At 67.3% G+C, this 25,328-nt stretch carries 23 protein-coding genes; 8 read left to right on the forward strand and 15 right to left on the reverse strand.

Translation table 11 applies throughout. The features are described from left to right. Nucleotides 1-8: 8 nt before the first annotated feature. The 8 genes from H9638_RS01945 to H9638_RS01980 all read right to left on the reverse strand — a co-directional run bounded on the left by H9638_RS01945 (nucleotide 9) and on the right by H9638_RS01980 (nucleotide 9,089). The gene (locus tag H9638_RS01945) at nucleotides 9-509 is read right to left on the reverse strand and encodes a phage tail protein (protein WP_191745490.1); all 501 of its coding nucleotides are present in this window, start codon (nucleotides 507-509) and stop codon (nucleotides 9-11) included. A gap of 2 nt (nucleotides 510-511) precedes the next feature. Next, nucleotides 512-871, reverse strand: a complete 360-nt coding sequence (locus H9638_RS01950) for a DUF6916 family protein (protein WP_191745491.1) — start codon at nucleotides 869-871, stop codon at nucleotides 512-514. Continuing rightward, nucleotides 868-2,403, reverse strand: a complete 1,536-nt coding sequence (locus H9638_RS01955; protein ID WP_191745492.1) for a collagen-like domain-containing protein — start codon at nucleotides 2,401-2,403, stop codon at nucleotides 868-870. Before H9638_RS01955 ends, H9638_RS01950 begins: the two co-directional genes overlap by 4 nt. A gap of 265 nt (nucleotides 2,404-2,668) precedes the next feature. After that, the gene (locus tag H9638_RS01960; protein WP_191745493.1) at nucleotides 2,669-5,176 is read right to left on the reverse strand and encodes an MMPL family transporter; all 2,508 of its coding nucleotides are present in this window, start codon (nucleotides 5,174-5,176) and stop codon (nucleotides 2,669-2,671) included. Nucleotides 5,177-5,237: 61 nt separating this feature from the next. Next, a complete protein-coding gene (locus H9638_RS01965; protein WP_191745494.1) occupies nucleotides 5,238-5,882 on the reverse strand; it encodes a TetR/AcrR family transcriptional regulator in 645 nt (214 codons plus the stop codon). Between the two features lie 281 nt (nucleotides 5,883-6,163). Further along, a complete protein-coding gene (locus H9638_RS01970) occupies nucleotides 6,164-7,051 on the reverse strand; it encodes a sulfite exporter TauE/SafE family protein (protein ID WP_191745495.1) in 888 nt (295 codons plus the stop codon). Between the two features lie 8 nt (nucleotides 7,052-7,059). After that, entirely contained in the window at nucleotides 7,060-7,650 is a 591-nt protein-coding gene (locus H9638_RS01975; protein ID WP_191745496.1) for a rhodanese-like domain-containing protein, read from the reverse strand. A 38-nt stretch (nucleotides 7,651-7,688) separates the two neighbouring features. After that, entirely contained in the window at nucleotides 7,689-9,089 is a 1,401-nt protein-coding gene (locus H9638_RS01980; RefSeq protein ID WP_191745497.1) for an MBL fold metallo-hydrolase, read from the reverse strand. Nucleotides 9,090-9,603: 514 nt separating this feature from the next. Here H9638_RS01980 and H9638_RS01985 point away from each other — a divergent pair. Then, the gene (locus H9638_RS01985) at nucleotides 9,604-9,861 is read left to right on the forward strand and encodes a metal-sensitive transcriptional regulator (protein WP_191745498.1); all 258 of its coding nucleotides are present in this window, start codon (nucleotides 9,604-9,606) and stop codon (nucleotides 9,859-9,861) included. Nucleotides 9,862-9,908: 47 nt separating this feature from the next. Here the strand turns inward: H9638_RS01985 and H9638_RS01990 are convergent, their stop codons facing one another. From H9638_RS01990 to H9638_RS02000, 3 genes are read right to left on the reverse strand one after another with little or no spacing between them, the layout of a single operon-like run. After that, a complete protein-coding gene (locus H9638_RS01990; protein ID WP_191745499.1) occupies nucleotides 9,909-12,860 on the reverse strand; it encodes a molybdopterin-dependent oxidoreductase in 2,952 nt (983 codons plus the stop codon). Between the two features lie 5 nt (nucleotides 12,861-12,865). Beyond that, nucleotides 12,866-13,714: an FAD binding domain-containing protein gene (locus H9638_RS01995; RefSeq protein ID WP_191745500.1), complete on the reverse strand. Its 849-nt coding sequence runs from the start codon at nucleotides 13,712-13,714 to the stop codon at nucleotides 12,866-12,868. 13 nt (nucleotides 13,715-13,727) lie between these two features. After that, entirely contained in the window at nucleotides 13,728-14,861 is a 1,134-nt protein-coding gene (locus H9638_RS02000) for an XdhC family protein (RefSeq protein ID WP_191745501.1), read from the reverse strand. Between the two features lie 416 nt (nucleotides 14,862-15,277). On the opposite strand from H9638_RS02000, the gene H9638_RS02005 reads away from it, so the two are divergent. From H9638_RS02005 to H9638_RS02030, 6 genes are all read left to right on the forward strand, one after another. Beyond that, nucleotides 15,278-16,663, forward strand: a complete 1,386-nt coding sequence (locus H9638_RS02005; RefSeq protein WP_191745502.1) for an 8-oxoguanine deaminase — start codon at nucleotides 15,278-15,280, stop codon at nucleotides 16,661-16,663. Between the two features lie 335 nt (nucleotides 16,664-16,998). After that, nucleotides 16,999-17,514 (forward strand): 2-oxo-4-hydroxy-4-carboxy-5-ureidoimidazoline decarboxylase, encoded by a 516-nt coding sequence (gene uraD / locus H9638_RS02010; RefSeq protein WP_318241750.1) that lies wholly within the window; start codon nucleotides 16,999-17,001, stop codon nucleotides 17,512-17,514. Continuing rightward, nucleotides 17,511-17,849, forward strand: a complete 339-nt coding sequence (gene uraH, locus H9638_RS02015) for a hydroxyisourate hydrolase (protein ID WP_191745503.1) — start codon at nucleotides 17,511-17,513, stop codon at nucleotides 17,847-17,849. Before uraD ends, uraH begins: the two co-directional genes overlap by 4 nt. 3 nt (nucleotides 17,850-17,852) lie before the next feature. Beyond that, nucleotides 17,853-18,779, forward strand: a complete 927-nt coding sequence (gene pucL / locus H9638_RS02020) for a factor-independent urate hydroxylase (protein WP_191745504.1) — start codon at nucleotides 17,853-17,855, stop codon at nucleotides 18,777-18,779. Continuing rightward, complete coding sequence (locus H9638_RS02025; protein ID WP_225216958.1) at nucleotides 18,779-20,284, forward strand: nucleobase:cation symporter-2 family protein; 1,506 nt, start codon at nucleotides 18,779-18,781, stop codon at nucleotides 20,282-20,284. Before pucL ends, H9638_RS02025 begins: the two co-directional genes overlap by 1 nt. A 64-nt stretch (nucleotides 20,285-20,348) precedes the next feature. After that, entirely contained in the window at nucleotides 20,349-21,194 is an 846-nt protein-coding gene (locus H9638_RS02030; protein WP_191745505.1) for an HpcH/HpaI aldolase/citrate lyase family protein, read from the forward strand. A 73-nt stretch (nucleotides 21,195-21,267) separates the two neighbouring features. Here H9638_RS02030 and H9638_RS02035 read toward each other — a convergent pair whose 3' ends face one another. The 3 genes from H9638_RS02035 to H9638_RS02045 all read right to left on the reverse strand — a co-directional run bounded on the left by H9638_RS02035 (nucleotide 21,268) and on the right by H9638_RS02045 (nucleotide 23,017). Continuing rightward, complete coding sequence (locus H9638_RS02035) at nucleotides 21,268-21,909, reverse strand: dienelactone hydrolase family protein (RefSeq protein ID WP_191745506.1); 642 nt, start codon at nucleotides 21,907-21,909, stop codon at nucleotides 21,268-21,270. Nucleotides 21,910-21,917: 8 nt separating this feature from the next. Next, entirely contained in the window at nucleotides 21,918-22,385 is a 468-nt protein-coding gene (gene rraA / locus H9638_RS02040; protein WP_225216875.1) for a ribonuclease E activity regulator RraA, read from the reverse strand. A gap of 65 nt (nucleotides 22,386-22,450) precedes the next feature. Further along, nucleotides 22,451-23,017 (reverse strand): TetR/AcrR family transcriptional regulator, encoded by a 567-nt coding sequence (locus H9638_RS02045; RefSeq protein ID WP_191745508.1) that lies wholly within the window; start codon nucleotides 23,015-23,017, stop codon nucleotides 22,451-22,453. Nucleotides 23,018-23,155: 138 nt separating this feature from the next. On the opposite strand from H9638_RS02045, the gene H9638_RS02050 reads away from it, so the two are divergent. Next, a complete protein-coding gene (locus tag H9638_RS02050) occupies nucleotides 23,156-24,751 on the forward strand; it encodes an MFS transporter (RefSeq protein WP_318241751.1) in 1,596 nt (531 codons plus the stop codon). Here H9638_RS02050 and H9638_RS02055 read toward each other — a convergent pair. Next, the gene (locus tag H9638_RS02055; RefSeq protein ID WP_191745509.1) at nucleotides 24,748-25,224 is read right to left on the reverse strand and encodes a universal stress protein; all 477 of its coding nucleotides are present in this window, start codon (nucleotides 25,222-25,224) and stop codon (nucleotides 24,748-24,750) included. The two genes, H9638_RS02050 and H9638_RS02055, sit on opposite strands and share 4 nt — an antisense overlap. Nucleotides 25,225-25,328: the final 104 nt, after the last annotated feature.

Here is a 25,328-nt window from a genome sequence, read left to right on the forward strand (position 1 = left end):
CGCCGGGACTAGCTGCGCGGCGGAAAGATGCCATTCAACGCGATGATGAAATTGATGGCCAGATACGGGGGCATGTTGTTATGCGGCTGATTGCCGCCCGCTATCCCCGTTGGCGCCATGTCGGCGCCGGAGCTGATGGACCCAAAGCTGCCGCCGCGGGAAGGGACTTTTCCTGTCGGCCGGTCGGAGACCTGCTCAGGCGACCCGTGCTGCGGATGCGAGTGGGCAGGCATCTCCTGGGATCTAAGGACAACCGCTTCCTGGCCTCCGCGCTGCGCCTGCAGGTATTGGGAGCCGCTGGGGGCTTGTCCCATATGGAGCGGAAAGGTGCCCTGGAGATTCGGCAGTGCAAAGGTGTTCATTCCATCCCCGCCGTACATGGTTCCAAGCAGCGAAAACAGTGCCGTGTTCTGCAGGATCGGCAGGATCTGTCCGTTGCAGTGCGCCCAGCCAGCGGGGGCGAAATTGAATCCAACCATTCGGATCTCGCCGAGATACGCATCAGTCATGATTACAGTCCTTTGGGTAAGTGGGTGAAGACGGCCAGGGCACGCTGCCCGTGTGAGGTTAGGAAGAGGTCCACCGGGCCGATGCCCGGGTGATGGACGCGGTGCAGGCCTTCGGTGATGTCCGCGGAATCGGACTCCATTGTCAGCCGGAAGCCCGCCGTGGAGCGCTCGACGTCGGCGAGTCGAACCTGTAGGCCGCCGACGGACAGGGGCTCACCGACCAGCGGCTCCCACGTCTGGGCCGCATAGGGATCAGGCTTCCCGGCGGCGGCGCGCGCCGGCACCCCGCCGGCTGCGACGGCTGCCAGTGCAGCCGTCCCGGCCAGGAAAATCCGCCGGCTGGGTCCGGTGGGCGGCGTCACGGCTGCGCGCCGCTGAAGCCAAGAGCGTACCGGAGGTTCTTCACCGGCAGCCCGCCGGTGGAAGCGTAGCCGATGCTGACCGAATCGCCGGCGGAGACGGTAACCGGTGTGGCCGGGGCGGCGCAGGCGGCAACCATGTCCGCAAGCGTGCAGGCCAGGCCGGTGTCTGCGCCGTTGACCCGGACGGTGAGGGTGACAGTGCCGGCCCGCGGAGTGACGGCACCGGTGAATCCGGACAGGGTGCCGTCCAGGGGCAGTGCCGTTGCCGCGTCACGCTCGGCGGCAACCGCCGAGGTGCCGGACAGCGGTATGAAGGCGGCGGTGTCCGACGGATCGATGAACGGCAAGGACCCGGTAAAAACTGATCCGTCGCCGGCGGGTCCCTGGGGTCCCTGTGGCCCGGTCGGTCCGGCTGGTCCGACCGCTCCGGCCAAACCGGTTGAACCCTGAATCCCCTGCACGCCCTGGGTGCCCTGGGCCCCTACCGGGCCGACCTGGCCCTGCGGCCCCTCCGGGCCTATTGGTCCCTGCGGTCCGATAAGGCTTTGGGTTGCGCCGGGCCACGTCCCGGAGACCTTTGGCCCATAGACCGCAAAGGCAGCTGTATCCAGGTAAAAATCACCGTCCACACCGAAGGTGGCAACGGGTGCGCCCACGCCATTGCGGATGGTGTTGCCGTCTCGGCCGGGAAGTCCGGGTGCGCCGTTGGCTCCGTCGCTACCATTGGCTCCGGCTGGGCCGGCCGGGCCTGTGGCACCGGGTGCTCCGTCGGCTCCGTCAGCCCCGTCTGACCCGTCGGCTCCGTCAGCCCCGTCTGACCCGTCGGCTCCGGCTGGGCCTGCCGGGCCTGCTGCTCCGTCAGCCCCGTCAGCCCCGTGCGCCCCGTCAGCCCCGTCGGCTCCGGCTGGGCCTGCCGGGCCGGGTGCTCCGTCAGCTCCGGGTGCCCCGTCTACCCCGTCAGTCCCGTCTACCCCGTCAGTCCCGTCTACTCCGTTAGCTCCGGCTGGGCCTGTGGCTCCTGCCGGGCCGGGTGCCCCGTCTACTCCGGCAGCGCCGTCGGCTCCGGGTGCCCCGTCTACTCCGTTGGTCCCGTTAGTCCCGTTAGTCCCTGACGCGCCGTCGGCTCCGTCGGTGCCCCCGGCTCCGGACCCGCCGGGAGCACCGGTAGCGCCGGCCGGGCCCTGGGCTCCGGATTCGCCCGCATCCCCCTTGCCGCCCGCATCGCCTTTGCCGCCCTTTTCGCCGGGGACGCCTTTCTCACCTGCAGGTGCTTCTGCTGTCGCAGCGAAAGTGGGCGCTGCTTTGTCAGCAGGGCCTGCAGCCAGCCAGGAGACAGGCAGCTCATCCGGACCACATGACAACGCGTCAGTCTCCGAGGTAATGCTGGAGAACTCCAGCGTCGAGCTGTCGAGGCAGGCATGGATGGACGAGGCATCTTCAGAGGATGAGGCTGGAGTGCAGGCGCCGAGTACGAGCACTGCAGCGGCCGCGCTGGCGGCTATGGAAAGTCTTGCTGGGTGGGAATGCTTCACGCTATCTGTCTCCTCAGTCGGCAAACGGCCTGGCAGGGGAGAGTGTTAGCTGAAAGCGACGGAGGATGGATCCCCCAAGGTCATTCACCGTCGCCGCCAGCCTAAGCGTTTTGGACTCAGTCCAATATTTTGTTTCGTAAGTCCTCGCAATATGACGCGGATCTGATGTGAAGGGCTTCAGCTCAGGGGCCTTAACCTGCAGCAGCTGCCCCCGGCTGTGGCCGGAGGCAGCTGCTGTTAGCTGGGTTGGGTCGGGGGAAGGAGGCTAGCGCTGCTCTGCCGGCTCCACCTGCGCAGAAGGCGCGTGGGACTCGTGGGGGTGCCGGCGTTCCAGCGAAGCACCCTCGACGTCGACGTCCGGCAGGATCTTGTCCAGCCACTTCGGCAGCCACCAGGCCTTGTCACCGGCCAGGTGCATCAGGGCCGGGATCAGCAGCATCCGCACCACAAAGGCATCCAGCAGCACGCCGAACGCCAGGGCAAAGCCGATGGGCCGGATCATGGCGCTGTGGGAGAAGACGAACCCGCCGAACACCGAGACCATGATGATCGCCGCGGCGGTCACCACGGACCGGCCAGCCCGGACACCCTGGACGACGGCGACGCGCGACGGCGCTCCGTGGGCGTAGGCCTCACGCATGCCGGAGCCGATGAACAGCATGTAGTCCATGGCCAGGCCGAACAGGATGCCCACCAGGATGGTCGGCAGGAAGTTCAGGATCGGGCCGGGGGTCTCCACATTGAAGACGCCGGCGAGCCAGCCCCACTGGTAGATCGCCACCACGCCGCCGAGGGCCGCGAAGTAGGAGAGCACAAACCCGAGCGTGGCGATGACCGGCACGTAGATCGACCGGAACACCAGGATCAGGATCAGCAGGGAGAGCCCGACGACGACGCCCAGGTAGATCGGCAGGGCGTCCGAGAGCTTGTCCGAGATGTCGATGTTGCCGCTCGCGGAACCGGCCACGCCAATCTCATAGGTTCCATCCAGCGGGGACATATCCCGCAGGGTGTGGACCAGGTTCTCGGTGGACTCGCTGGTGGGACCCTCGGTGGGGACCACCTGGAAGGCGACGGTGCTGCCGTCTTCGGAGGAACCGATCGGCGCCACAGCGGAGACGCCGTCCTGGTCGAAGAGGATCTGGGCGATCTCGGCCTGGGCCTCGGTCGCTTCAGCTTCGGTGGGCTCGTCCGGCAGCTCGGCGACTACCAGCAGGGTGCCGTTCTGGCCTTCACCGAACTTCTCCGACAGCGTGGAATACGCCTGGTACTGGGTGGAGTCATGCGGTTCGGAGGAGCCGTCCGGCAGCCCGGTCCGCAGATCCAGGGCAGGAACGGCGATGACCAGCAGCGCAGCGATCGCAGCCACAGCGGTGAGCACGGCGCTGAGTGTGGACATCGGCTTTACCGGGGCAGCTGCGGCGGCGGGCTGGCCGGCCTCGGCCGCGGAGGAGATGGAGGCCCGCTCCTTCTTGCTCAGGATGCGCATGCCAACGAGCTTCAGCAGAGCCGGTGTCAGGGTCACGGCGATAAGCACGGCGATCGCAATGCACGCAGCGCCCACGGTGCCCATCAGGCCCAGGAATGGAATGCCGCTGATGTTCAGGGCCAGCAATGCGATCAGTACAGTGGCCCCGGCGAAGACGACGGCGTTGCCGGAAGTGCCGTTGGCCAGGCCGATGGACTCTTCGAGCTCGAAGCCGTTCTTGAGCTGGCGGCGGTGCCGGTTGACGATGAACAGGGTGTAGTCGATGCCCACGGCCAGACCGAGCATCAGGCCCAGCACGGGGGTCACGGAGATCATTTCGACGACGCCGGAGAACGCCAGGGCGCCCAGGGCGCCGATGCCGACGCCGATGAGGGCGGTCACCAGCGGAAGTCCGGCGCCGACGAGGGTGCCGAGCATAACCACCAGGACGATGGCCGCGATGACCAGGCCGACAACCTCGCCGACGCCCACGATGCTGGGGATGCCCTGGGTGATGTCAGCGGAGAAATCAGCCTTCACACCCTCGATTCCCGCGTCCTCGAACAGGGCTACCACGGCGTCCTTGGTCTCCTGCGGAATCTCCATCTGGGTGTCCTCGAAGACCACGGTCACCACAGCGGTGCTCCCGTCCTCGGAGACCATGCGGATTTCCTTGGCCATGTTCAGCAGTGCTGCGCCCTGTTCCAGCTGGGGTGCCTGCTCCTGCGCCGCGGCGGCCTGGGCTTCCAGTTCCGCCCGGCCGGCGTCGAGCTGGGCCTGCTGCGCGGCCAGCTGCGGTTCGGCCATTGCCAGCATTCCGGCGGCCTCCGCCTGGGCCCGGGCAGCGTCCAGCTGCGCCTGGCCGGCGTCGAGTTCGGCCCGCGCTGCTTCGATCTGCTGCAGTCCGGCGTCGAGCTGTGCCTGTCCGTCAGCGAGCTGCCGGGACTGTTCTTCGCGCTGCGCCTCGGTGGCAAAGGGGTCGACGGCGTTTTCCACGCCATCCACGGCCTTAGCGTCTCCAATGAGTGCGCTGATGGCGTCGCGCTGCTCGGCCGTGAATGCCGAACCGTCCTCCGTCTGGAGCACAATCGAACCGGTGCCGCCGGAGGCCTCCGGCAGCTCCTGCTGCAGCCTGTCGGTGACCTGGGTGGTGGGCGTGTTGGGGATGGAGATCGCGGAGGAGAGCGTGCCGCCGAACAGCGCGAACGCTATTCCGGCGACAGCCAGCACAGCGATCCACACCGCAAGTACGGTGCGGGCGCGCCGGGCGGCGGCCTGTCCGAGGCGGTAAAGGAATTCAGCCATTGGGGGGTCCTTGGATTGGGGTTGCGGCGGAAGAGGCGGTCAGATGGAGCCCGTCAGCGGCTCAGGATTCGCTGGGTGGCGTGCCGGCAGCGTGGCCGGTGCGGAGGGCAGTAATGAGGCGCTGAAGCAGTTCAAGCCAAGCTCCGCGGGACTCGGGCGTATCCACGGCCCCGGTCTGGGCGCTCCAGCGTTCGTAGATGACGCTCACCCCGCCGGCGAAAGTGCCGACCAGGAGTTCGATCTCCAGCGGGTCCGCATGGGGGTGGCGGGACAGCAGAGCGGTGATGACCTGGTTTCCCGCCAGCGTGACAGAGCGGAAGGCCAGGATTGCCTTTTGCGGCGACGAACGGCTGTCCGCGCGGCCCAGGACCTGTGTCAGGTAGGAAATGGCCCCGATGAACTCCGGCGAGCTGACCAGGTCCACCAGATCATCCAGCGGGGAACGCTCCTCCGGCGCGGTGCCTGGCGGAAGGGTGAGGACAGCGCCCACGATGCCGGTTCCGACCTCGGTGACGACGTCGTCCAGGGACGCAAAGTGGTTAAAAACCGTGCGGCGGGAGACGTCGGCGCGCCGGGCGAGTTCGTCCACCGAGAAGTCCGTGCCGCGCCGCTCGGAGAGGAGGGCCGCGCAGGCATCAATGATCGCCTGCCGGTGGCGGTTCTTGAGGGCCGCCCGGCGGTCCGGGGCAGAACAGGCTGGAAGCACATAACTACACTAAGTGCACCGTTGCACTCGGTGCAATTCAGTGGGTGGTGCCGCTGGGTCAAGCCTGCCCCGGGTGATCGTCGATGCCGACGGCGCTGCCGGGCGTCCGGCCTTACTGCCGGACTTCGTAGTCAAGCTGCAATTCGTCCCCCGGCAGACCGCGGATTCCCCAATCGTGGCGAGGCGTCTCGATGAGCACAATTTCAAGGTCGTCTGGCCGCGTGTCCTTAAATCTTGAACTGGGCCATGCCTTATTGTGGCGGATCCCAAGCGGAAGTGCTTTATCCAGCAACTTCCGCGGCACCCCCGTCCCGGGGTGTTCGGCGCAGGGGGCACACCGGGATGAGGAACCAGCACAGGGCGGCTGCGGCTGCGATGCCGGTGGCGGTAATACCGAGGATCAGGCTGGCCGGTGAGGGGAGCTCCTGAACCAGGACGAAGACGCCCATGGCCAGGACAAAGAAGCCAAAGCCCTTGCGCAGTGCGGCTTCGGGAATGCGGCCGCTGAGGCGGGAACCGATGAATGAGCCAAGGACCGCAGCCACGGTGACGCCGCCCACCAGCGCCCAGTCCAGGGAAACGGTGGTGAGGTAGCCGCCAAGCCCGGCGAACGACTTCATGGCGATAACAACCAGGGACGTGCCCACCGCTACCGGCATTGACAGCCCGCCGAGCAATGCGAGTGCCGGGACCACCAGGAATCCGCCGCCCGCACCGACCAGGCCGGTGACCAGGCCAACGGCTAAGCCTTCGACAATGACTTTGCCGACGGGCAGGTCACCTTCCCGGGGTGCGCCCGTGGGGTTCCTGCGGCCGCGGATCATCGCGAGGGAAGTGGCGACCATCATGAGGGCGAAGGCAATCATGAGGATGGTTCCAGGGATGTGTCCGCCAAGCAGGCCGCCACCGAAGGCCCCGGCCATGCCCGCGGCACCGAAAACCAGGCCTGTCCGCCACCGCACGCGTTTCCCGCGGGCATGATCCACAGCGCTGACCGCGCTGGTTGCCCCGACGACGAAGAGGGAGGCTGCGATGGCTTCCTTCGGGTTCATGCCGGCGACATAGGTCAGGATCGGGACGGTAAGGATGGAACCGCCCCCGCCGAGGAGGCCGAGTGAGATTCCGATCAGCACCGATAACAGGAGCGTTAGTAAAAGGGGGAGCGTCATGGGGTCTCTTACTGCTCCTGCGGTGCTGCGGGGAGCTGGGCGAGAACGGATTCAAGGCTCGGTTCGTCCCCGGTTCTGTTCCAGGGCATCGCGGCCAGTGCCTTGCCCATGGCGCAGGTGTTGGTCGCCGCGGAGAACGTCAGGCCGGCGCCAATAACGCCGGTGAGGGTCCGAGCGCGCGGTGAGAGGAATCTTCCGCCGGCCAGCCCGGCGACTACCAGCGAACCGGCGGCCATGCGCACCTGGCGTTCAAGAGCCCAGCGTTTGGAACCTTCGACGATGGGGCCTTCCGCCTCCCGGAATCCGGGAACCCCGCCTACCAGTACGTGCGCATCGTCGAAGCCGGCCGCGGCCAGGTTCTTCCGGGCCTCGGACGCACGCACTCCGGATTGGCAGACGAGGACGACTGTGGTCCGCAGCCGCGGGACCAGCTCCCCGGCGTGTTCAGCGAGCAGCGGCAGTGGAACGTTGCAGGAGCCCTTGATATGCGCTGCCTCGAATTCAGCGCTGGAGCGAACATCAAGGATGAGGGCATCAGTGCCGGTGGCGAGCCAGGTCTTGAGCTCGACGGCGGTGACGGTCTGGGGTGTGGGGTTCATGGGGTGTGTCCTTTTGAAGAGGCTGAGGGTGTACTGGGCTATCCGGCGTTCGGGGCCTGCTGCCATTCGGCCCAGCCCGCGTAGCTGCCGGCCAGTTCGACGACGTCGAACCCGGCCCGGCGCAGGGCGGAGGCCGCCACGGAGTTGCGGACCCCGGACTGGCAGTAGGTCACGATGACCCCGTCAGCGGGAAGCCGGCCGGTGTTCCACAGCACGCGTCCGGCGCTGAGCTGTTGCGAGCCGGGGATGTGCCCGGCGGCGTGTTCAGTCTTGTTCCGCACGTCCAGCACCAGGGCCGGGTCAAAGCCATCCAGGTCGGCCGGGGAGACGGTGCGGGGTACCACCACGGGCAATCCGTCCAGGGAGGTGAGGTATCCCGCCACGTTGTCGATGCCCACGCGTATCAGGTGGTCCCACAGTCCGGTGGCGCTTTCGCTGTCCGGCGCCAGGAGCACCAGCGGGCGCGGGTCGGACTCCGGGTCCACGGCCCACGCGCCGAAACTTGCGGTCTTGGATCCGGCCGGAATGTTGAGGGCGCCGGGTACCGTGCCCTCGTGGACCTGGTGGTGGCTGCGGGTGTCAACAAAGCCCATCGTGTTGCCTGCCAGCCCCTGAGCGACACTGTGGGTCGAAAGTTCGGCCAGCGGTGCGCGTTCGCCCAGGATGGCGGGACCCTGGCGGTTTTCACGCTTCATTCGGCCGAAATAGGCGTGGGCATCGGGCTGTCCGGCGAGCAGCTCGGCAACAAACCCGGCTTCATCGTCGGCTGCGAGGTAGGGGGCCCACCAGGCGAAGCTGCGCTCATAACCAACGGTGGAGGACGGGAAGGCGCCCAAGGCCTTGCCGCACGCACTGCCGGATCCGTGGGCGGGGTAGACCTGTACGTAGTCCGGCAGGACCAGGAATTTCTCCTTCAGGGAGACGAAAAGATCGTGTGCTCCGGCAAACCGGGTGTCGACTCCGCCGGCGGCCTCGTCCAGCAGGTCCGGACGGCCCAGGTCACCCGAGAAGACGAAGTCACCGGAGAGCAGGAATCCCGGCTCGCTACTGAAGGCGCCGTCTGTCACGAGGAAAGCGAGGTGTTCGGGAGTGTGCCCGGGGGTGTGCAGGGCCTTGATGCTGATGTTTCCCAGTGTGATGGTGCTCTGGTCAAAAAGCCGCTCAGCGTCGAAGCCGTACTGCCAATCCTCCCCGCCCTCGCCCGAAACGTAGGTGGCGGCGCCGGTTGCCGCCGCCAGCTCGCGGGTCCCTGAGAGGTAGTCGGCATGGATATGGGTTTCGGTGACGGCCGTGATCCTCATGCCGTTCTTCTCGGCAAGCTCCCGGTAGACCTGGATGTCGCGGCGGGCGTCCACCACGATGGCCTCGCCCTTGGCCTGACACCCGATGAAGTAGCTGGCCTGCGCGAGGTCCTCGTCATAGATGCGCTCTAACAGCATGTTCTCTCCTGGTATAGCTCGAATGGCGATACCCCTGGGGGTATCTGTTCACCGTCAACGCTAATACCCCCTGGGGTATTGGTCAAATGACCATCCAGGCAGGTTCGAACCAGCCGTGCACGCAAAAGCGGCGACCAGCCCCGTCATCGAGGGGGTGATCGCCGCACTGGCTATGGCTGGAACGTGCTAACGGCCAAAGAGGCGCGCGAAGAACCCGTTCCCGCTCTTGGGTGTCTCCTTTGAAGCGTTCGGACTGCAGGGGCAGCGTTCACTGCGGGGGACCTTGGCCATTGTCTGCTGGACATGCTGGCCGCATCCGGCCCAGGTTGTCTTCTGGCATTTTCGGCAGGTGATGGTGCGGCACACGGAGTGGCTCCTTGGGGTGGGATGGCTGGGCTTCCTTGCTGCCCTGGATATGAGTATGACACATACCCCCGGGGGTATCTGTCATGCGATCCGGGAAACCCCTGGGGGTATAGAATGAGCGAAACGGCAACCACTGAAAGGGCCCGCCATGGAACTGGAAGCGGACACGATGAAACCGGCAATCAACAGGCTCAAGCGGGCCCAGGGGCAGCTGAATGCCGTGATCCGCATGTTGGAGGAAGGCAGCGACTGCCGGGCAGTCGTCACCCAGCTTTCCGCGGCGTCCAAGGCCATCGACCGGGCAGGTTTCTCGATCATCGCCACCGGACTCGAACAGTGCCTCAAGAGCGAGGATCCCACGGCCGACAAGGCGGACATGGAGAAGCTCTTCCTCACTCTGGCCTGAGCTCCGGTGCCACTTTCGGGTGCCAAAAAGGGAACTGCCACCTGGTCTCAGGGGCGCGCGGCACCTGACTGCACGGCACCAGATGAGGCCTGCTCCGCCGGATCCGGGGCCACCCCTGCTTCCCGCAGCGCCAGGTACACCCGATCCCGGGCGAAGGGCAGCCGGCTGAACCGCAGGCCGGTGGCATCGCGCAGGGCGCTGGCCAGGGCGGGGGCCACCGGATTGAACGGACTCTCGCTCATCGACTTGGCCCCCAGCGGGCCGAGGGAGTCATTGGTGGAGGCGAAGAGCACCTCCGTCCGCGGCACGTCAGCGAAGGTGGGGATGTGATACTGGCGCAGGATCCGGGTCTCGACCTCCCCGGCGCCGTCCACCCGCACCTCCTCATAGAGGGCACCGCCAAGGGCCTGGGCCACCCCGCCTTCGATCTGCCCGCGGCACTGCATCGGATTGACCACCACTCCGGCGTCGGCGGCCTGCACGCTCTGCAGGATCCGGATCTCGCCGGTGCCTGAATCCACTGCTATCCGGAAACCGTGGACGTTGAACGCGACGGACCGCGGGGTTCCGCCCCAGCGGCCTTCGGACGCCAGCTCCACCCCGGCCTCCTGCGCCCGCAGGTAGACCTCGGCCAGCGGCACGCGCTCGCCGCCGCATTCCACGGCGTCGGCTTCCAGGGCAACCTGGGCCGAGGTGTTGCGGAACAACGACGCCGCGAACCCCTTCAGCCGGGAAGCCAGTTCCGCCGCGGCAGCCAGGGAGGCCTTGCCGGCGACGACGGTTCCGGTGGAACCGTAGGCACCCGTGTCGTGGTCCACCAGGTCCGTGTCCGACTGCCGGATGACGATGTTCTCCGGGTTGGTGGACAAGGCGGTGCCGGCCAGCTGGGTGTGGACGGTGGTGGTGCCGTTGCCGAACTCGGCGGTGCCGACGTCGAGCCCGTACCGTCCATCCGGCCGCAGTGCGATCCGGGCATGGGAGACGTGCCCGCGCGGCGGCACCGTGTCGATCATGGCGACGGCGGTGCCCGTGCCCACCAGCCAGCCCGGCCCGAGCGAGTCCCCGGAGCGCTCCGGATCCCAGGCCCCGGCGTCGAGCGCATCCCGTACCAGGTCAACGCACTGGTCCAGGCCATAACTGCCATAGAGCACGTCCTCGGCTGCGGCGGGCGACGTTGAGAGCATCGCATCCCCCTCGACCACCAGGTTGCGGCGTTTGAACTCGAGCGGATCCAGGCCCAGGGAACGGGCCAGCTCATCCAGGGCGGATTCGATGGCGAAGACCATCTGGCTCAGCCCGTAGCCGCGGAAGGCACCGGAGGGAACGGTGTTCGTGTAGACCGCCCGCGCGTCAACCTTCTTGTTGTCGCAGCGGTAGACGGCCACGGATTCCCCGCAGCCGTGGAACATCACGCCGGGACCGTGGTTGCCGTAGGCGCCGGTGTTGGTGGTGACATCAACGGCCAGCGCGGTGAGCAGCCCGTCCGCATCCGCCCCGGCGCGCACCCGGACCCGGAACGGATGCCGGGTGGTGGTGGCGGTGAACTGTTCCTCACGGGTGAGTTCGAGCTGCACCGGCTTCCCCAGGCGCAGCGCCGCGAGCACCGCGATGTCCTCCACCAGGACTTCCTGCTTGCCGCCGAAACCGCCGCCCACCCGGCCGGACACCACCCGGACCCGGTCCTCCGGAAGGTCAAAGACCCGGCACAGGGTGCGCCGCACCAGGAACGGCACCTGGGTGGAGGTCCGCACCAGCAGCCGCCCGTCCTCGTCAAAGGAGGCAATGGCGGCATGGGTTTCCAACGCGGTGTGCTGGAGGCGCTGGCTGTAATACGTTCCCTCGTGCACCGCCGCCGCGGCGGCGAATCCCGCCTCCGGATCCCCCAGTTCAGCGTGCAGCTCGGCCACGATGTTGCTTGCGGCAGGGGTGCCGACGCCGCTCGCCGCTGCGGCTGCGGCGTGCAGCAGCGGGGCATCCGGCGCCAGCGCATCATCCGGTTCGAAGACAGCCGGAAGCAGCTCATACTCCACCATCAGGGCACGGACGCCGGCCTCGGCAGCGGCCACGGACACGGCGGCGACGGCGGCCACCCGCTGGCCCTTGAAGCGCACCACGTCGTCCAACACCCGGGTGTCGGCGGGATCGTCGGTGTGCAGTTCGTGCTGCGCGGAGGAGAACAGCTGCCCGGGGGCATCCTGGTGGGTAAAGACGGCTTCCACGCCGGGGACCGCGAGGGCGGCTGAGGCATCGATGGACACGATCCGCGCGTGGGCGTGCGGGGAACGGGCCAGCTTCAGGTGCAGCAGGCCCGGGAAGGTTTCCGGGGGAAGGTCCAGTGTGTAGCTGGCTGCTCCGGTCACGATGGCCGGCCCCGCTGGAGCCGGAATGTTGTGCCCGACGGAAGCGCCCGCGCTTCCGGCCGGACCGGAGGGAGCCGGACCCGGTTCCGGAGCTGCAGCAGCATCCGCGCCCGGGAGATTGAGTCCGTTGATGGCGGAGCCGCAGCCCCCGCATCCGCCGGATCCAGCGCACCCTTGGCCGGCTTCGTCCTGCGGTTCGCTGCCGGCCTGCCCACAGATGTTCCGGGTCCCCCTCACCGCGTCCTCAATGGACCGGTAGCCGGTGCACCGGCAGAGATTGCCCTTCAGTGCCCGGGGCAGATTTTCGAATTCCTCCGCTCCGAAGGTTGCCGCCGTCATGATGGCGCCCGCAGTGCAGAACCCGCACTGGAATCCCTGGGCGTCGAGGAACTGCTGCTGCATCGGATGCAGCGTGCCGCCGTCGGCCAGGCCCTCGATCGTGGTGACGTCCCGGCCTTCGGCGCGCCTGGCGGGAAAGATGCAGCTGTGCACCGGAACCCCGTCCACGTGGACGGTGCAGGCGCCGCAGTCCCCGGCGTCACACCCCTTTTTCACGCCGGTGTTCCCGGCAGCCCGCAGGAACGTGCGCAGGCACTGGCCGGGCGCCGGCTCGCCGGGTACGGGTTTTCCATTAACCATGTACGTCACTGTGCCGCCTTCATTTCCTGGGAAGCCTCCGCCAGTTCGGCGCGGATCTCCTCGCTGAGCCGCTCGGTCATGTACTGCCGCCACTGCGGGAGGCCGTGGACGTCGTCGTGGTAGAGGGCGAACGGGATGGCGGCGTCGAGTGCGCCGCGTAGCTCGCCGGGGCCGGGAACGCTGCCGAACCGCAGCTGGACCGGGCGCACGGTGGAGGCAGTGACGGTGAGGATGAAGTCTCCGCCCGGATCGACCCTGCCGATCACCAGGACACCGGAGCGGCCCAGATTGGACAGGGACAGCCGGCGCATGGCGGTGCGTGCCCGCAGGGCGTGGGCCGGAAGGCTTACGCTGCGCAGCAGCTCGCCGGGAGCCAGGGACGTTTGTCCGTCGCCGGTGACCAGCTCGGTGACCGGCAGGGTGCGCTGTGTGCCGTCCGGCGAGAGCACCAGGGCCCGGCCGTCAAGGGCTGCGGTCAGGGAGGTCATTGGGCCGGCAGGAAGCGCAGTGCAGAGGTTGCCGCCCACGGTCGAGACGTTCCAGATTTTGAACGACGCCACAAAGGCGTCACAGCAGGGGCGCAGCAGCTCCAGAGCGGTCCAGTCCGCGGCAGCGGCCGGCAGATCACCGGCAAAGGCGTAAAGCTCGGCGACCGTGCAGGTGGCCGCGATCTCCAGCCCGCCGTCCGTGGCGCTGAGCGGCTTCCAGCCGGCGCGGGTGATGTCCAGCAGCCGCTGCAGGCTCTGGCTGCCGTAGGAAAACAGGACCGTGCCCCCGCCCAGCCAGGCGTCTCCGGGGCGCCAGTGCGCCGGGTCGGAGGTGGGAACCAGGTCCGTAATGGTGTTTATATCCACGCGCAGGGATCTCCTAGCTGGCGGTGAGGTGGTTTAAAGGACGGGATGAGGCATGGATAGGGCCGCGGAGCCCGGACAGCGGCAGGCCGGTGGCGCCGGCACTGCGGGCGGCCGTCACCTCGGCGAAGACTGACAGCGCCACTTCCGCGGGGGTAGCCGCACCAATGTCCAGTCCAATGGGGGAGTGCAGGCGGGCCAGCGCAGACTCCGTGGTGCCGGCGGCGCGCAGCGCCCGCAGCCGCTGTCGGTGGGTCCGCCGGGAACCCATCGCTCCGACATACCCTGCCGCCGAGCTGAGGGCGGCGGCCAGAGCCGGGACGTCGAACTTTGCGTCGTGGCTGACCAGGCACACCACGGAGCGGGCATCCAGGCGGCCCGCGGCCGCCTCGGCGCGCAGCGCAGCATCCGGCCACTGCACGAGGACACCCTCGGCGTCCGGAAAACGGTGCGGATTCGTGAAGGCCGGCCGGGCATCAACCACCGTGACGCGGTAGCCGAGCAGGGCACCCATCCGGCACAGTGCCACGGAATAATCGTTGGCGCCCAGCAGGTACAGGCTCGGCGGCTCGGCGCGGCATTCCAGGAACAGGGACTCCTGCCCGCCGCAGTCACCGGCGTAGTCTCCGCCGGGCAGCTGGACCGTACCGGTGTGCCCGGAGGCAAGGAGGGGTTCCAGCCGGGAGCCCCATCGGACCAGCACTGCCGCGTCCACGGCCGGGAACAGATCCTGCAGGGCAGCTGCCAGGGGTTCACCCGGGGACACAGCATGCGGAAGGCCGCCGCCGTCGAGCCGCCGGAGCAGTGCGGCAGGAGCAGGACCGGACGGAAGCGCACCCGGAGCCACAGGCTGGATCCGGACTTCGAGACTGCCGCCGCAGCTCAGGCCGGCGGCAAAGGCATCTCCGTCGCTGTAGCCGAAGACTTCGGTCCGGGGGATTCCCTCGGCAATCGCCTCGAGAGCAGAGTCCAGCACCGCGGCTTCCACGCATCCGCCGCTCAGGGAGCCCCAGACCTCCCCGCCGCCGCCGATCACCATGGAAGTTCCGGCCGGCCGCGGGACCGATCCGGACGTGCGGATGATCGTTGCGGCCGCGCAGGGTGTTCCGGCAGCCAGGGACTGAAGGATGTCCTCCCAGTGATCCAGCACGGCACCTACCCTTCAGCGGGTTATGCCGGCGGCACCGCCACCGGTTAACCAGCAACCAAGCGGTGAGTTCCCCACCGGGCTGACGTGCCGGGTGGGCCTTAAATCCGCGAATCCAATTCTTTTCCTATTACGGCTTTGCCGAATACATTGCGCGCTCGAAGAAATGCACGCGGCAGCATATCGGGCCGGAATTGGAAGGAGCCTACCACGGGAAACCCGCCTATTCACCCGGACTGCGCTAACCGGTTGAAAGAAATATTCTTGACCGCTTCATGCGCTCCGGCCTACGCTGGCGGCCAAGTGCCGGCGTCCGCCGGACTTCTTGGATCAGCAGACAAGTTCCACTGAGCTGGCCGCCTTTCAAGGTGTCCGGCAACTGCGGCACCCCAGCGGCATCGACCCGCGAAGGATCCGCCATGCAGAGCCCCTCCTCAGCACCCTCAGCCGCCCCGGCCTCCCGCCTTTGGATCCGGGATCCGCTGGCCGCCTTCACTGCCAACAGCCTCGATGCCGGAGGAGGGCTGGTGGTCGAAGACGGCCGGATCGCCGAGCTGGTGGCTGCCGGCGGCCAGCCCGCTGCACCGGTGACCTCCATCTTCGACGCGTCCGCCCACGTGCTGCTGCCGGGACTCATCAACACCCACCACCACTTCTACCAAACCCTCACCCGGGCCTGGGCACCCGTGGTGAACACACCGCTGTTCCCCTGGCTTAAGAACCTGTATCCGGTGTGGGCCCGGCTGTCCCCGGAGGATCTGGAACTGGCCACCACGGTGGCGCTCGCCGAGCTGCTGCGCTCCGGCTGCACCACCGCGGCCGACCATCACTACCTCTTCCCGGACGGGCTCGAACAGGCTGTGGACGTGCAGGTTTCCGCGGTCCGGCGGCTGGGTATGCGGGCCATGCTGACCCGCGGATCCATGACCCTGGGGGAGGACGACGGCGGCCTGCCGCCGCGGCAGACGGTCCAGGCTGCAGAGGTGATCCTGGCGGACAGTGAGCGGCTGATCGGGGCCTATCATGAGCGCGGAGACGGTGCCGTAATCCAGATCGGACTGGCACCGTGCTCACCGTTTTCGGTGACGCAGGAAATCATGAAGGCCAGCGCCGCCCTGGCAGAAACCCACGATGTCCGCCTGCACACCCACCTCGCTGAAACCATGGACGAGGAAGCGTTCTGCCTGGAGATGTTCGGCCTGCGTACGGTGGATTACCTGGAGAGCGTCGGCTGGCTGGGGAACCGCACCTGGCTGGCCCACGGCGTGCACTTCAACGACAGTGAGATTGCCCGGCTGGGGGCGGCGGGCACCGCCGTCGCACACTGTCCGACGTCGAACATGCGGCTGGCCTCCGGCATTGGGCGGATGGCCGAGCTCGAAGACGCCGGGGCGCCCGTGGGTCTGGGCGTGGACGGCTCGGCGTCCAACGATGCCTCCAACCTGATCCTGGAGGCGCGGCAGGCACTGTACCTGCAGCGGCTGCGCTACGGGGCGGAGGCCATCACTCCTGAACGCGCCCTGGGCTGGGCCACCCGCGGTTCCGCCCGGGCGCTGGGGCGAAGCGATATTGGCGAGCTGGCACCGGGCAAGCAGGCAGACCTGGCCCTCTTCCGGCTGGATGACCTGCGGTTCTCCGGTTCCCACGATCCGCTCTCCGCGCTGCTGCTGTGCGGTGCGGACCGCGCGGACCGGGTGATGGTGGGCGGGGAGTGGAAGGTGGTCGACGGCGGCCTGCCGGGCATTGACCTGGAAGCGCTCACTGCGCGGCACTCAGAGGCCGCCCGGCGGCTGGTTGCCGGCTGAGGGGAGCAGTACCAGTGGGTGCGCCGGGATTATGCGCTGGCATTCTGAAAAGGGCAATCCCCGCTTCCGAACTTTTACCGCTTTTTTGTAAACACTGCATCACGGGAAGAAGGCGTGCGTTACGCGCGGGTTAAAAGAAAAGCGGAAACAGTCAAACCCTTGACAGGTTGTGGGGCGGACTCCAGACTGTTCGAAATAGAAATTCCGCATCGAGAAATCTTCAACTTCAACAAGCAACTTCGCCGGAAACATCGAATCAAGTCGGCCCACGCCGATGGTCAAGGGTGTTCAGCGCCGGGAAGTCCTCTCTCCTTCTTCACTGAAAGCTGACACCCGTGGCTCTGTTTAATTCTCCCGATTTCCTCTCCGCCTTCAATGCCGTGTCAATCGCGGACGCCGAGGCGGCACTGAAGCCCTGCGTCGACATCCCCCGGTGGACCTCGGAAATCGCCCTGGCCAGGCCCTTTGGGACGGCAGCCGAACTGCTCTCCTTCGCGGAACTGGCCGCCCCCGGCTGGACCGAAGCTGAAATCGACGGCGCCCTGGCCCACCATCCGCGCATCGGCGAGCAGGCGGCCGGCAGCGGCAGCGAAGCGGAAATGTCCCGCCGCGAACAGTCCGGCGTCGAGACCTCAGCCGGCGTGCAGGCGCAGCTGGCTGCCGGTAACCGCGCCTACGAGGACCGTTTCGGACGGGTGTTCCTGATCCGCGCCGCCGGCCGCAGTGCCGAAGAAGTCCTGGCCTCGCTCGCCGCCCGCCTGGAGAACTCTGTGGAAGAAGAACTTGATGTCATCGCCGCGCAGCTGCGCGAAATCGCCATCCTCCGACTCGAAGGGCTCCTGAACCAGTGAAAAGCCAGGTCACCACCCACATCCTGGACACAGCCGCCGGCCGGCCGGCGCGGGGCATCCCGGTCTCCCTGCACGCCCACACGGCGCAGGGCTGGCAGGAAATCGCCACCGGCACCACGGATGCCGATGGGCGCGTCACCGACCTCGGCCCGGACCGGCTCGAGGCAGGAACCTACCGGATCGAGTTCAGCACCGCCGCCTGGTACGAGGCCGCCGGAACGCCGTCGTTCTTCCCGTCCGTCACCCTGACTTTCAATGTTGCTGGAACCGGGGAGCACTACCACGTGCCCCTGCTGCTGAGTCCGTTCGCCTATTCCACCTATCGAGGAAGCTGAGCCATGACCTCTACAACGCACGCCGCCGGAGCCAGCGGACCAGGTACCCCGCGGGTCGTACTGGGTCCCAACCAATACGGCAAGGCCGAAGTCCGGCTGGTAAAAGTCACCCGGGACACGGCCCGCCACAGCCTCGAAGACCTCAGCATCACATCCGCGCTGCACGGCGGATTCGAAGCCGCCCACACCCAGGGGGACAACGCCCGGGTGGTAGCCACCGATACGCAAAAGAACACCATTTACGCCTTCGCCCGGGACGGCGTCGGGTCCCCGGAGGAATTCCTGCTCCGCCTGGCCGGCCACTTCACCGGAGAGTTCGACTGGGTCACCGGCGGACGCTGGGCGGCCGAGCAGTACTTCTGGAACCGGATCAGCGACCACGATCACGCCTTCGCCAAGGACAAAAGCGAAATCCGCACCGCCGTCCTGCTGGCCGCCGGAAGCCAGCGGCACCTGGTGGCCGGAATCTCGGACCTGACCGTCCTGAAATCCACCGGCTCCGAATTCCACGGTTTCCCGCGCGACCGCTACACCACCCTCGGCGAAACCACCGACCGGATCCTGGCCACCGATGTCACGGCCAAATGGCGCTACAACACCCTCGACGGCATCGACTTCAATTCCGCCTATGCCACGGTGCGGACCGCCCTGCGGGACGCCTTCGCCAACACCCATTCCCTGGCCCTGCAGCAGACCATGTTCGAAATGGGCCGGGCCGTACTGGATACCCATCCGGAAATCGATGAAGTGCGGCTGTCGCTGCCGAACAACCACCACTTCCTGGTCGACCTCGAACCGTTCGGACTGGACAACCCCGGTGAAGTCTTCTTCGCCGCGGACCGGCCCTACGGACTGATCGAAGCCGCGGTCCAGCGTGAGGGCAGTGCCGGGGAAAACCCCGTGTGGAACACGATTGCGGGGTTCTGCTGATGATCCGGCGCAGGGCCGCTGCGGCCAAGGGATCCCGGCCGGCCCGGCCGGAGGATGAAGTGCTTCCGCTGGGCAGCATGTTTGCCTACGGATTCCAGCACGTCCTGACCATGTACGGCGGCATCATTGCCCCGCCGCTGATCATCGGCACCGCCGCCGGCATGGACTCGGCGGACATCGGCCTGCTGATCGCCGCGTGCCTCTTCGTCGGCGGCGCCGCCACCCTGCTGCAGACCATCGGTGTGCCCTTCTTCGGCTCCCAGCTTCCGCTCGTCCAGGGTGTCTCCTTTGCCGGCGTAGCAACCATGACCGCCATCCTCAGCGGAGGCGGCGGCATTCAGGCCGTTTTTGGCGCGGTGATCGCAGCGTCCGTGATCGGACTCCTGATCACCCCGATCTTCGCCAAGGTGATCCGTTTCTTCCCACCGGTGGTCAACGGCGTCGTCATCACCACGATCGGACTGACCCTCATGCCCGTCGCCGCGAACTGGGCCATGGGTGGGAACGCCAGGGCCGAGGGCTACGGCAGCGTCTCCAACATCGGACTGGCGGCGCTCACCCTGGCGTTCGTCCTGCTGCTGAGCAAGGTTGGCATCAGCGCCATCTCACGGCTGTCCATCCTCCTGGCCATCGTGATCGGCACCGTCTTCGCCGCGCTGGTCGGCAAGGCGGACTTCTCCGGCGTCGGGGAGGGCCCGGTCTTCGCGCTGCCCAGCCCGTTCGCCTTCGGGATGCCCACTTTTGAGGTCGCCGCGATTATCTCCATGTGCATCGTCATCCTGGTGACCCTCACGGAAACGACGGCGGACATCCTCGCCGTCGGGGAAATCGTGGACACCAAGGTGGACTCCAAGCGCATCGCCGACGGACTGCGCGCGGACATGCTCTCCAGTGCTCTCTCCCCGGTCTTCAACTCCTTCACCCAAAGCGCCTTTGCCCAGAACGTGGGACTGGTGGCGATCACGGGTGTGAAGAGCCGCTTCGTGGTCAGTGCCGGAGGCCTGATCCTGGTGATTCTGGGCCTCCTGCCGGTCCTGGGCCGGGTCGTCGCCGCAGTTCCCACCCCGGTGCTGGGCGGGGCCGGCATCGTCCTCTTCGGCACCGTGGCCGCCAGCGGCATCCGGACCCTGGCCAAGGTCGAGTACAAGAACAACATGAACCTGATCATCGTGGCGGCTTCCCTTGGCTTCGGAATGATCCCGATTGCGGCGCCGGCGTTCTATGACCAGTTCCCCTCCTGGTTCAGCACCATCTTCCACTCGGGCATCAGCTCCGCAGCCGTGATGGCGATCCTGCTCAACATCCTGTTCAACCACATCAAGGCGGGCAACTCGGAGGAGCCGAGCGTCTTCGCCGAGGCACCGGTGCGTGCGATCCGGACCGACCAGCTCCGGATCCTGCGCGAAGGCGACCACATCAAGGACGGAAAGCTGATGGACGCGGAAGGACAGGAGATCGCCGTCGTGCCGCCGGGCCAGCCGCTGGACAGTCCGGATATGAAGTAATCGTCGTCACATCAACAGACCCTGCGTTGGGATAACTCAGGGGCTGGAAAGTAGTCTCATTGCTATGGCTCCATTCCGAAACAGCCGCGCTGCGGCGCTGCCTGCGAAACTGTCCCGCTCCTGGCTCCTGGCATCAGCCGCGGACGAAGCAAACTTCGGGCCTGCCCTGGCCTCCGAAGCGGACTCGGTCATCTTCGATATGGAAGACGCCGTTCCCGCCGACGGCAAGGCGGCAGCGCGTGAACGCGTGGTCGAGGCGCTCTCCACGGGAATGACCGCCTGGGTCCGCGTCAACGGCATCGAAACCGATTTCTGGGCAGACGACCTCGCGGCGCTGTCCAAGGCTCCGGGCCTGCGCGGCGTCATGCTGGCCATGACCGAAAAGCCGGAGCAGGTCACACACACGGCCATGCGGCTGCAGGCCGGCACCCCGGTCCTGGCACTGGTCGAATCGGCACTCGGCATTGAAAACGCGACGGCGATCGCCAGCGCTCCGGGTACCTTCCGGCTGGCCTTCGGTGTGGGCGATTTCCGTCGTGACACCGGTGCCTCGGATGATCCGATGGCACTGGCGTATGCCCGTTCCAAGCTTGTGGTGGCGTCCCGCGTGGGCCAGCTGCCGGGTCCGATCGACGGACCGACGGTGGGCACCCTGGGCGAGAAGCTGCTGGACGCCTGCAAGGTCACCGCTTCGATGGGAATGACCGGCAAGCTGTGCCTCATGCCAGAGGCAGCGGACACGATCAACCAGGGCCTGTCGCCCAGCGAGTCGGAAATCGTCTGGGCCCACGAACTGCTGGAGGCACACGCCGCGGGCGCCGTCGTCGGCGACGGTTCCTACCTGCCGCGCCTGGCCCGTGCCCAGAAGATCTCTTCGCTGGCGGACTCCTACGGTCTCTGGAACGCGTAAGCGTTCCGCCCGGCCGCAGTAATGCCGCAGTTGAGCCGCAGCCCGCTCCCTTTACGGGGGCGGGCTGCGGTGTTTAATCCTCGATCCCGTCGTCGATGCCTCTCAGTAACTGCAGGACACTTGCCGTCAGGGCATGGGCATAGTCTTCGTCGTAGTCGGGAGAGCTGATGTCCGCGAAGAAGTGTGCGCTGCCGGGGTACAGGATGAGCTTGACGGAGGCTTCATCCAGTGTCCTGCCTCCGCCCCAGCCTCCGCCCGGCTCTACGGCTATGGACTCAATGAGATTCTTGGCGGCGTCGAGGTCCCCTTCCTCCACGAACACCTGATCCTCGGCCATGGCATGGATTTGCAGCGGCACGCCGGCAGGCCACGTGTAGGCATATGCGCCGGGAGGCACGCAGGCGCTGATGAGCACGGCTCCGCGGGCCCCGGGGCGGGTCTGCGCCAGCCGCTGGGCCGGGAGAACGCCCAGCGAAAAACCGATGTAGACCAGGTCTTCCGGCAGCTGCTCGGCGATCCGGACGCCCAGGGCCTCGAGCGTCTCCAGGCCGACCTCCCCGGCGTACTCCAGCCCGGCCTCCAGGGTGCTGAAGGTCTGTCCGTCATAGAGGTCCGGGGCAGTGACGGCGTGACCGGCGTCCCGGAGCAGGTCCGCGAAGGCCTCGGTGCCCGGCGTCAGACCCAGCTCGGAATGGAACAGCAGCACGTTGGCCACCTGTACTCCTACCGTTCGACCAGGATGCCGTCTTCGTCGGCCCAGAGCCGGGCGCCGGGGCGGAACGTCACGCCGCCGAACTCCACCGGAACGTCCACTTCACCCGCCGAGTCCTTGGCGCTCTTGCGCGGGTTCGAACCCAGTGCCTTGACGCCGAGCGGCAGCTTGGCGACGGCCGCGCGGTCGCGGATCGGGCCGTTGATAACGACGCCGGCCCACCCGTTGGTTACCGCGGCTTCGGCGATCATGTCCCCCATGAGGGCGGTGTTGAGCGAGCCGGCACCGTCCACCACCAGAACCGCGCCGTTGCCGGGGGAGTTCAGGGTGGACTTCACCAGGCCGTTGTCCTCCAGGCAGCGGATGGTGCGCACCGGCCCGGTGAAGCGGGTCTGTCCGCCCAGGTCCTGGAACTGCAGGGAAACCGATGCCAGGGCTTCACCATGTTCGTCGTAGAGGTCTGCTGTGCTTGTTTCCATGGCACACACTTTGTCACACGGCATCTGGCTGCGGCGTGTGGCCCGCGCCGGCACGCGGGGAATGCTCAGGTGCGGGAGGCGGGAGCCAGGGACTTGAGCCGGTCAACGATCTCCAGGAGTTCCTCCACGGGACCCGACGTCGGCGAGTTCTCCTGCTGGGGCCAGCCGCCGGGCAGCCCTTCGTTGTAATACAGTCCGTCGCCCAGGAGCATGATGGCCCGCGCGATGGCGCGGTCCCCGACCTCGCTAAACACCAGGTCGAACCAGTCCCGGTGGATCTGCTGCAGCAGCTCCGACGCTGCGGCGTCGGAGCACTGGGCCAGCCGCACCGCTGCGATCAGTGCCCGGTCCAGGGGGCTGCCAACATAGACGGACGTGCGGACCAGGTACCTGGCCGGGCCTTCGGGATCAGTGCGCATCTGCTCGAGGTCTGCGGCGGCCAGTTCCTTCAGCCGTTCGACCACCCCGGCGGCAAGGGCTTCCTTGTTTTTGAAGTGGTAGAGCAGCCCACCTTTGGAGACGCCGGCCAGTGCCGTCACGGCGTCGAGCGTCGCGCCGCGCGGGCCTTCATTGATCAGCAGTTCCTCGTACGCGGACAGGACGCGGTCCCGGGTGGATGTCTGTGCAGGCATGGCTTTACGGTACGCCATTTTCTCCTGTACAGTCTAGACGGTACAGTAACGTTCGGCCGGCTCCGGCCACGTGCTGTTCCGTCTTTTAACCCACAAGTTTCCGGCAGGCGAAGCCCTGCCAGCATCCAAGGAGGAATTGTGCCTGCGGTACAGGAACGGCCCGTGCTCGCGCGGGCTGGACAACGTGAATGGCTGGGACTGGCGGTCCTGATGCTCGCCGTCCTGCTGGTGTCGGTGGATAACACCGTGCTGAGCTTCGCCGTGCCTTCACTGTCCCGGGCACTGGCTCCCTCCGGCACGGAACTGCTGTGGATCATTGACATCTATGCGCTGATCCTGGCCGGCCTGCTGGTTCCCATGGGCAGCCTCGGCGACAGGTTCGGCCGGCGGAAACTGCTGATGATCGGCACTGCCGGCTTCGGCCTGGTCTCCGTTGCCGCCGCCTTTGCTCCCACGGCAGGCGCCCTGATCGGCGCCCGGGCGCTGCTCGGCTTCTTCGGCGCCATGCTGATGCCCGCCACACTGTCCATCATCCGCAATATGTTCGTGATACCGAGCCAGCGCCGGATCGCGATTGCGGTCTGGGCGGCCGGGTTCTCCGGCGGCGCGGCCCTGGGCCCGATCGTCGGCGGCACCCTGCTGGAACACTTCTGGTGGGGGTCGGTCTTCCTGCTGGCCGTGCCGGTGCTTATCCCGCTGCTGGTCTTCGGTCCGCGCCTGCTGCCGGAATCCCGGGACCCGAAGCCGGGCAAGATCGACCCGATCAGCATCGGGCTGATCATGGCCGCCATGTTCCCGCTGGTCTACGGCATCAAGACGGTGTCCACCCACGGCGTTGGCTTCGACTCCCTGGCACCAATGGCCGTGGCACTGGTCTTCGGAGCCGCCTTCGTCCGCCGCCAGCTGCGCCGTGATGAGCCCATGCTCGACGTCCGGCTGTTCCGCAACCCGGTGTTCAGCGGCTCCATCTCCGCCAATCTGCTCAGCGTCTTCGCGCAGGTGGGGTTCATCTTCTTCTTCTCCCAGCATCTGCAGCTGGTCCTGGGGCAGGCACCGCGGGAAGCCGGCGTCATGATGCTGCCCGGCCTGATGCTCACCATTGTTGCCGGCCTGGCCGTGGTGAAGGTGGTGCGCCGGGTGCGTCCCGCCTACGCCGTGGCAGGCGGACTGCTCTTCAGTGCCGTCGGGTACACCGTGGTGCTGCTCACCGGCCACCACGAAAGCCCGCTCGGCCTGATCATCGCCTTCATGATCCTGGGTATCGGCGTCGGCTCGGCGGAGACCATCTCCAACGACCTCATCCTCGCCAGCGTCCCGTCCGAGAAGGCGGGAGCGGCGTCGGCCATCTCCGAAACCGCGTACGAAGTGGGCGCCGTGCTGGGCACCGCCGTGCTGGGAAGCATCCTGACGGCGGGCTACCGCAACGGCGTTGTCCTGCCCGAGGGCATGGATCCTGCCGCGGCCGCCGCGGCATCGGAAACCCTGGGCGGTGCAGTGGAAGCCGCAAACACCCTGCCCGGCCCGCAGGCTGCGGACCTGCTGGCATCGGCCCAGGCAGCGTTCGACTCCGGCGTGGTCGCGACGTCGGCCATCGGTATCGCGCTGATGGTCGCCGCGGCTGCCGGTGCCCTGGTCGCACTGCGCCGCGTAGCACCGGACAGCGGTGAGCCGGTTGGGGAAGTGCAGCCCGCAGCTGACCAGCCCGCGCCGGCGGCCGCCGGCAACAAGGCCTAACCGCCAGAGACCGGAACCCCGGTGAGGAGGCTGGAGTCTGATTCACCGGGGTGCACGATCAGTACCGGGCAGTGGGCGTGCGCAGCCGCGGCGGAGCTGACCGAGCCGAGCAGCAGCCCTTTGAAGCCTCCGCGGCCCCGGCTGCCCACCACCAGCAGCTCCGCACCCCTGCTCGCCTCCACCAGGACGTGGACCGGCTGGCCGGCTACGGCCGTTTTTGTGAGCCCTGCCGGGAATTCCTCCCCGAAAGCCGCCGTCAGGGTGTCATCCAGCGCAGATTCGGCTTCGACCCGCGGGGTCCACTCCGTGGAAGCAACGGGAACCGCCAGGGCAACCGGATAGGACCACACGGACACGGCCTGAAGGTGGCACTGCAGCAAATCTCCGAGCCGGCGCGCGGTCCGCAGCGCCACCAGTGAGAGCGCCGACCCGTCCACTCCAACCACGATCCGGCCGCCGGGGTTCGTCTTCATCTGTTCTTCTTCCTGTCTGTCGGGAGCCTCTTTAGGGGCGTGGGAGTCGAAACGTCTGCCCAGTCTGCCCTGCCGCCGCCCGTCCCACTAGGCCTGCTGTGGGT

Origin of the sequence: Arthrobacter pullicola (assembly GCF_014836875.1) — a bacterium.
GTDB classification, from domain to species: domain Bacteria; phylum Actinomycetota; class Actinomycetes; order Actinomycetales; family Micrococcaceae; genus Arthrobacter_B; species Arthrobacter_B pullicola.

What these genes read in the sequence shown, in the direction of transcription:
- H9638_RS01960 (WP_191745493.1), bottom strand. Translation starts at nt 5,176, where the DNA reads ATGGCTGAATTCCTTTACCGCCTCGGACAGGCCGCCGCCCGGCGCGCC.
- H9638_RS01970 (WP_191745495.1), bottom strand. Translation starts at nt 7,051, where the DNA reads ATGACGCTCCCCCTTTTACTAACGCTCCTGTTATCGGTGCTGATCGGA.
- H9638_RS01980 (WP_191745497.1), bottom strand. Translation starts at nt 9,089, where the DNA reads ATGCTGTTAGAGCGCATCTATGACGAGGACCTCGCGCAGGCCAGCTAC.
- rraA (WP_225216875.1), bottom strand. Translation starts at nt 22,385, where the DNA reads ATGGAAACAAGCACAGCAGACCTCTACGACGAACATGGTGAAGCCCTG.
- H9638_RS02055 (WP_191745509.1), bottom strand. Translation starts at nt 25,224, where the DNA reads ATGAAGACGAACCCCGGCGGCCGGATCGTGGTTGGAGTGGACGGGTCG.
- H9638_RS01945 (WP_191745490.1), bottom strand. Translation starts at nt 509, where the DNA reads ATGACTGATGCGTATCTCGGCGAGATCCGAATGGTTGGATTCAATTTC.
- H9638_RS01990 (WP_191745499.1), bottom strand. Translation starts at nt 12,860, where the DNA reads ATGGTTAATGGAAAACCCGTACCCGGCGAGCCGGCGCCCGGCCAGTGC.
- H9638_RS02005 (WP_191745502.1), top strand. Translation starts at nt 15,278, where the DNA reads ATGCAGAGCCCCTCCTCAGCACCCTCAGCCGCCCCGGCCTCCCGCCTT.
- H9638_RS02045 (WP_191745508.1), bottom strand. Translation starts at nt 23,017, where the DNA reads ATGCCTGCACAGACATCCACCCGGGACCGCGTCCTGTCCGCGTACGAG.
- H9638_RS02030 (WP_191745505.1), top strand. Translation starts at nt 20,349, where the DNA reads ATGGCTCCATTCCGAAACAGCCGCGCTGCGGCGCTGCCTGCGAAACTG.
- H9638_RS02025 (WP_225216958.1), top strand. Translation starts at nt 18,779, where the DNA reads ATGATCCGGCGCAGGGCCGCTGCGGCCAAGGGATCCCGGCCGGCCCGG.
- H9638_RS01985 (WP_191745498.1), top strand. Translation starts at nt 9,604, where the DNA reads ATGGAACTGGAAGCGGACACGATGAAACCGGCAATCAACAGGCTCAAG.
- pucL (WP_191745504.1), top strand. Translation starts at nt 17,853, where the DNA reads ATGACCTCTACAACGCACGCCGCCGGAGCCAGCGGACCAGGTACCCCG.
- H9638_RS01975 (WP_191745496.1), bottom strand. Translation starts at nt 7,650, where the DNA reads ATGAACCCCACACCCCAGACCGTCACCGCCGTCGAGCTCAAGACCTGG.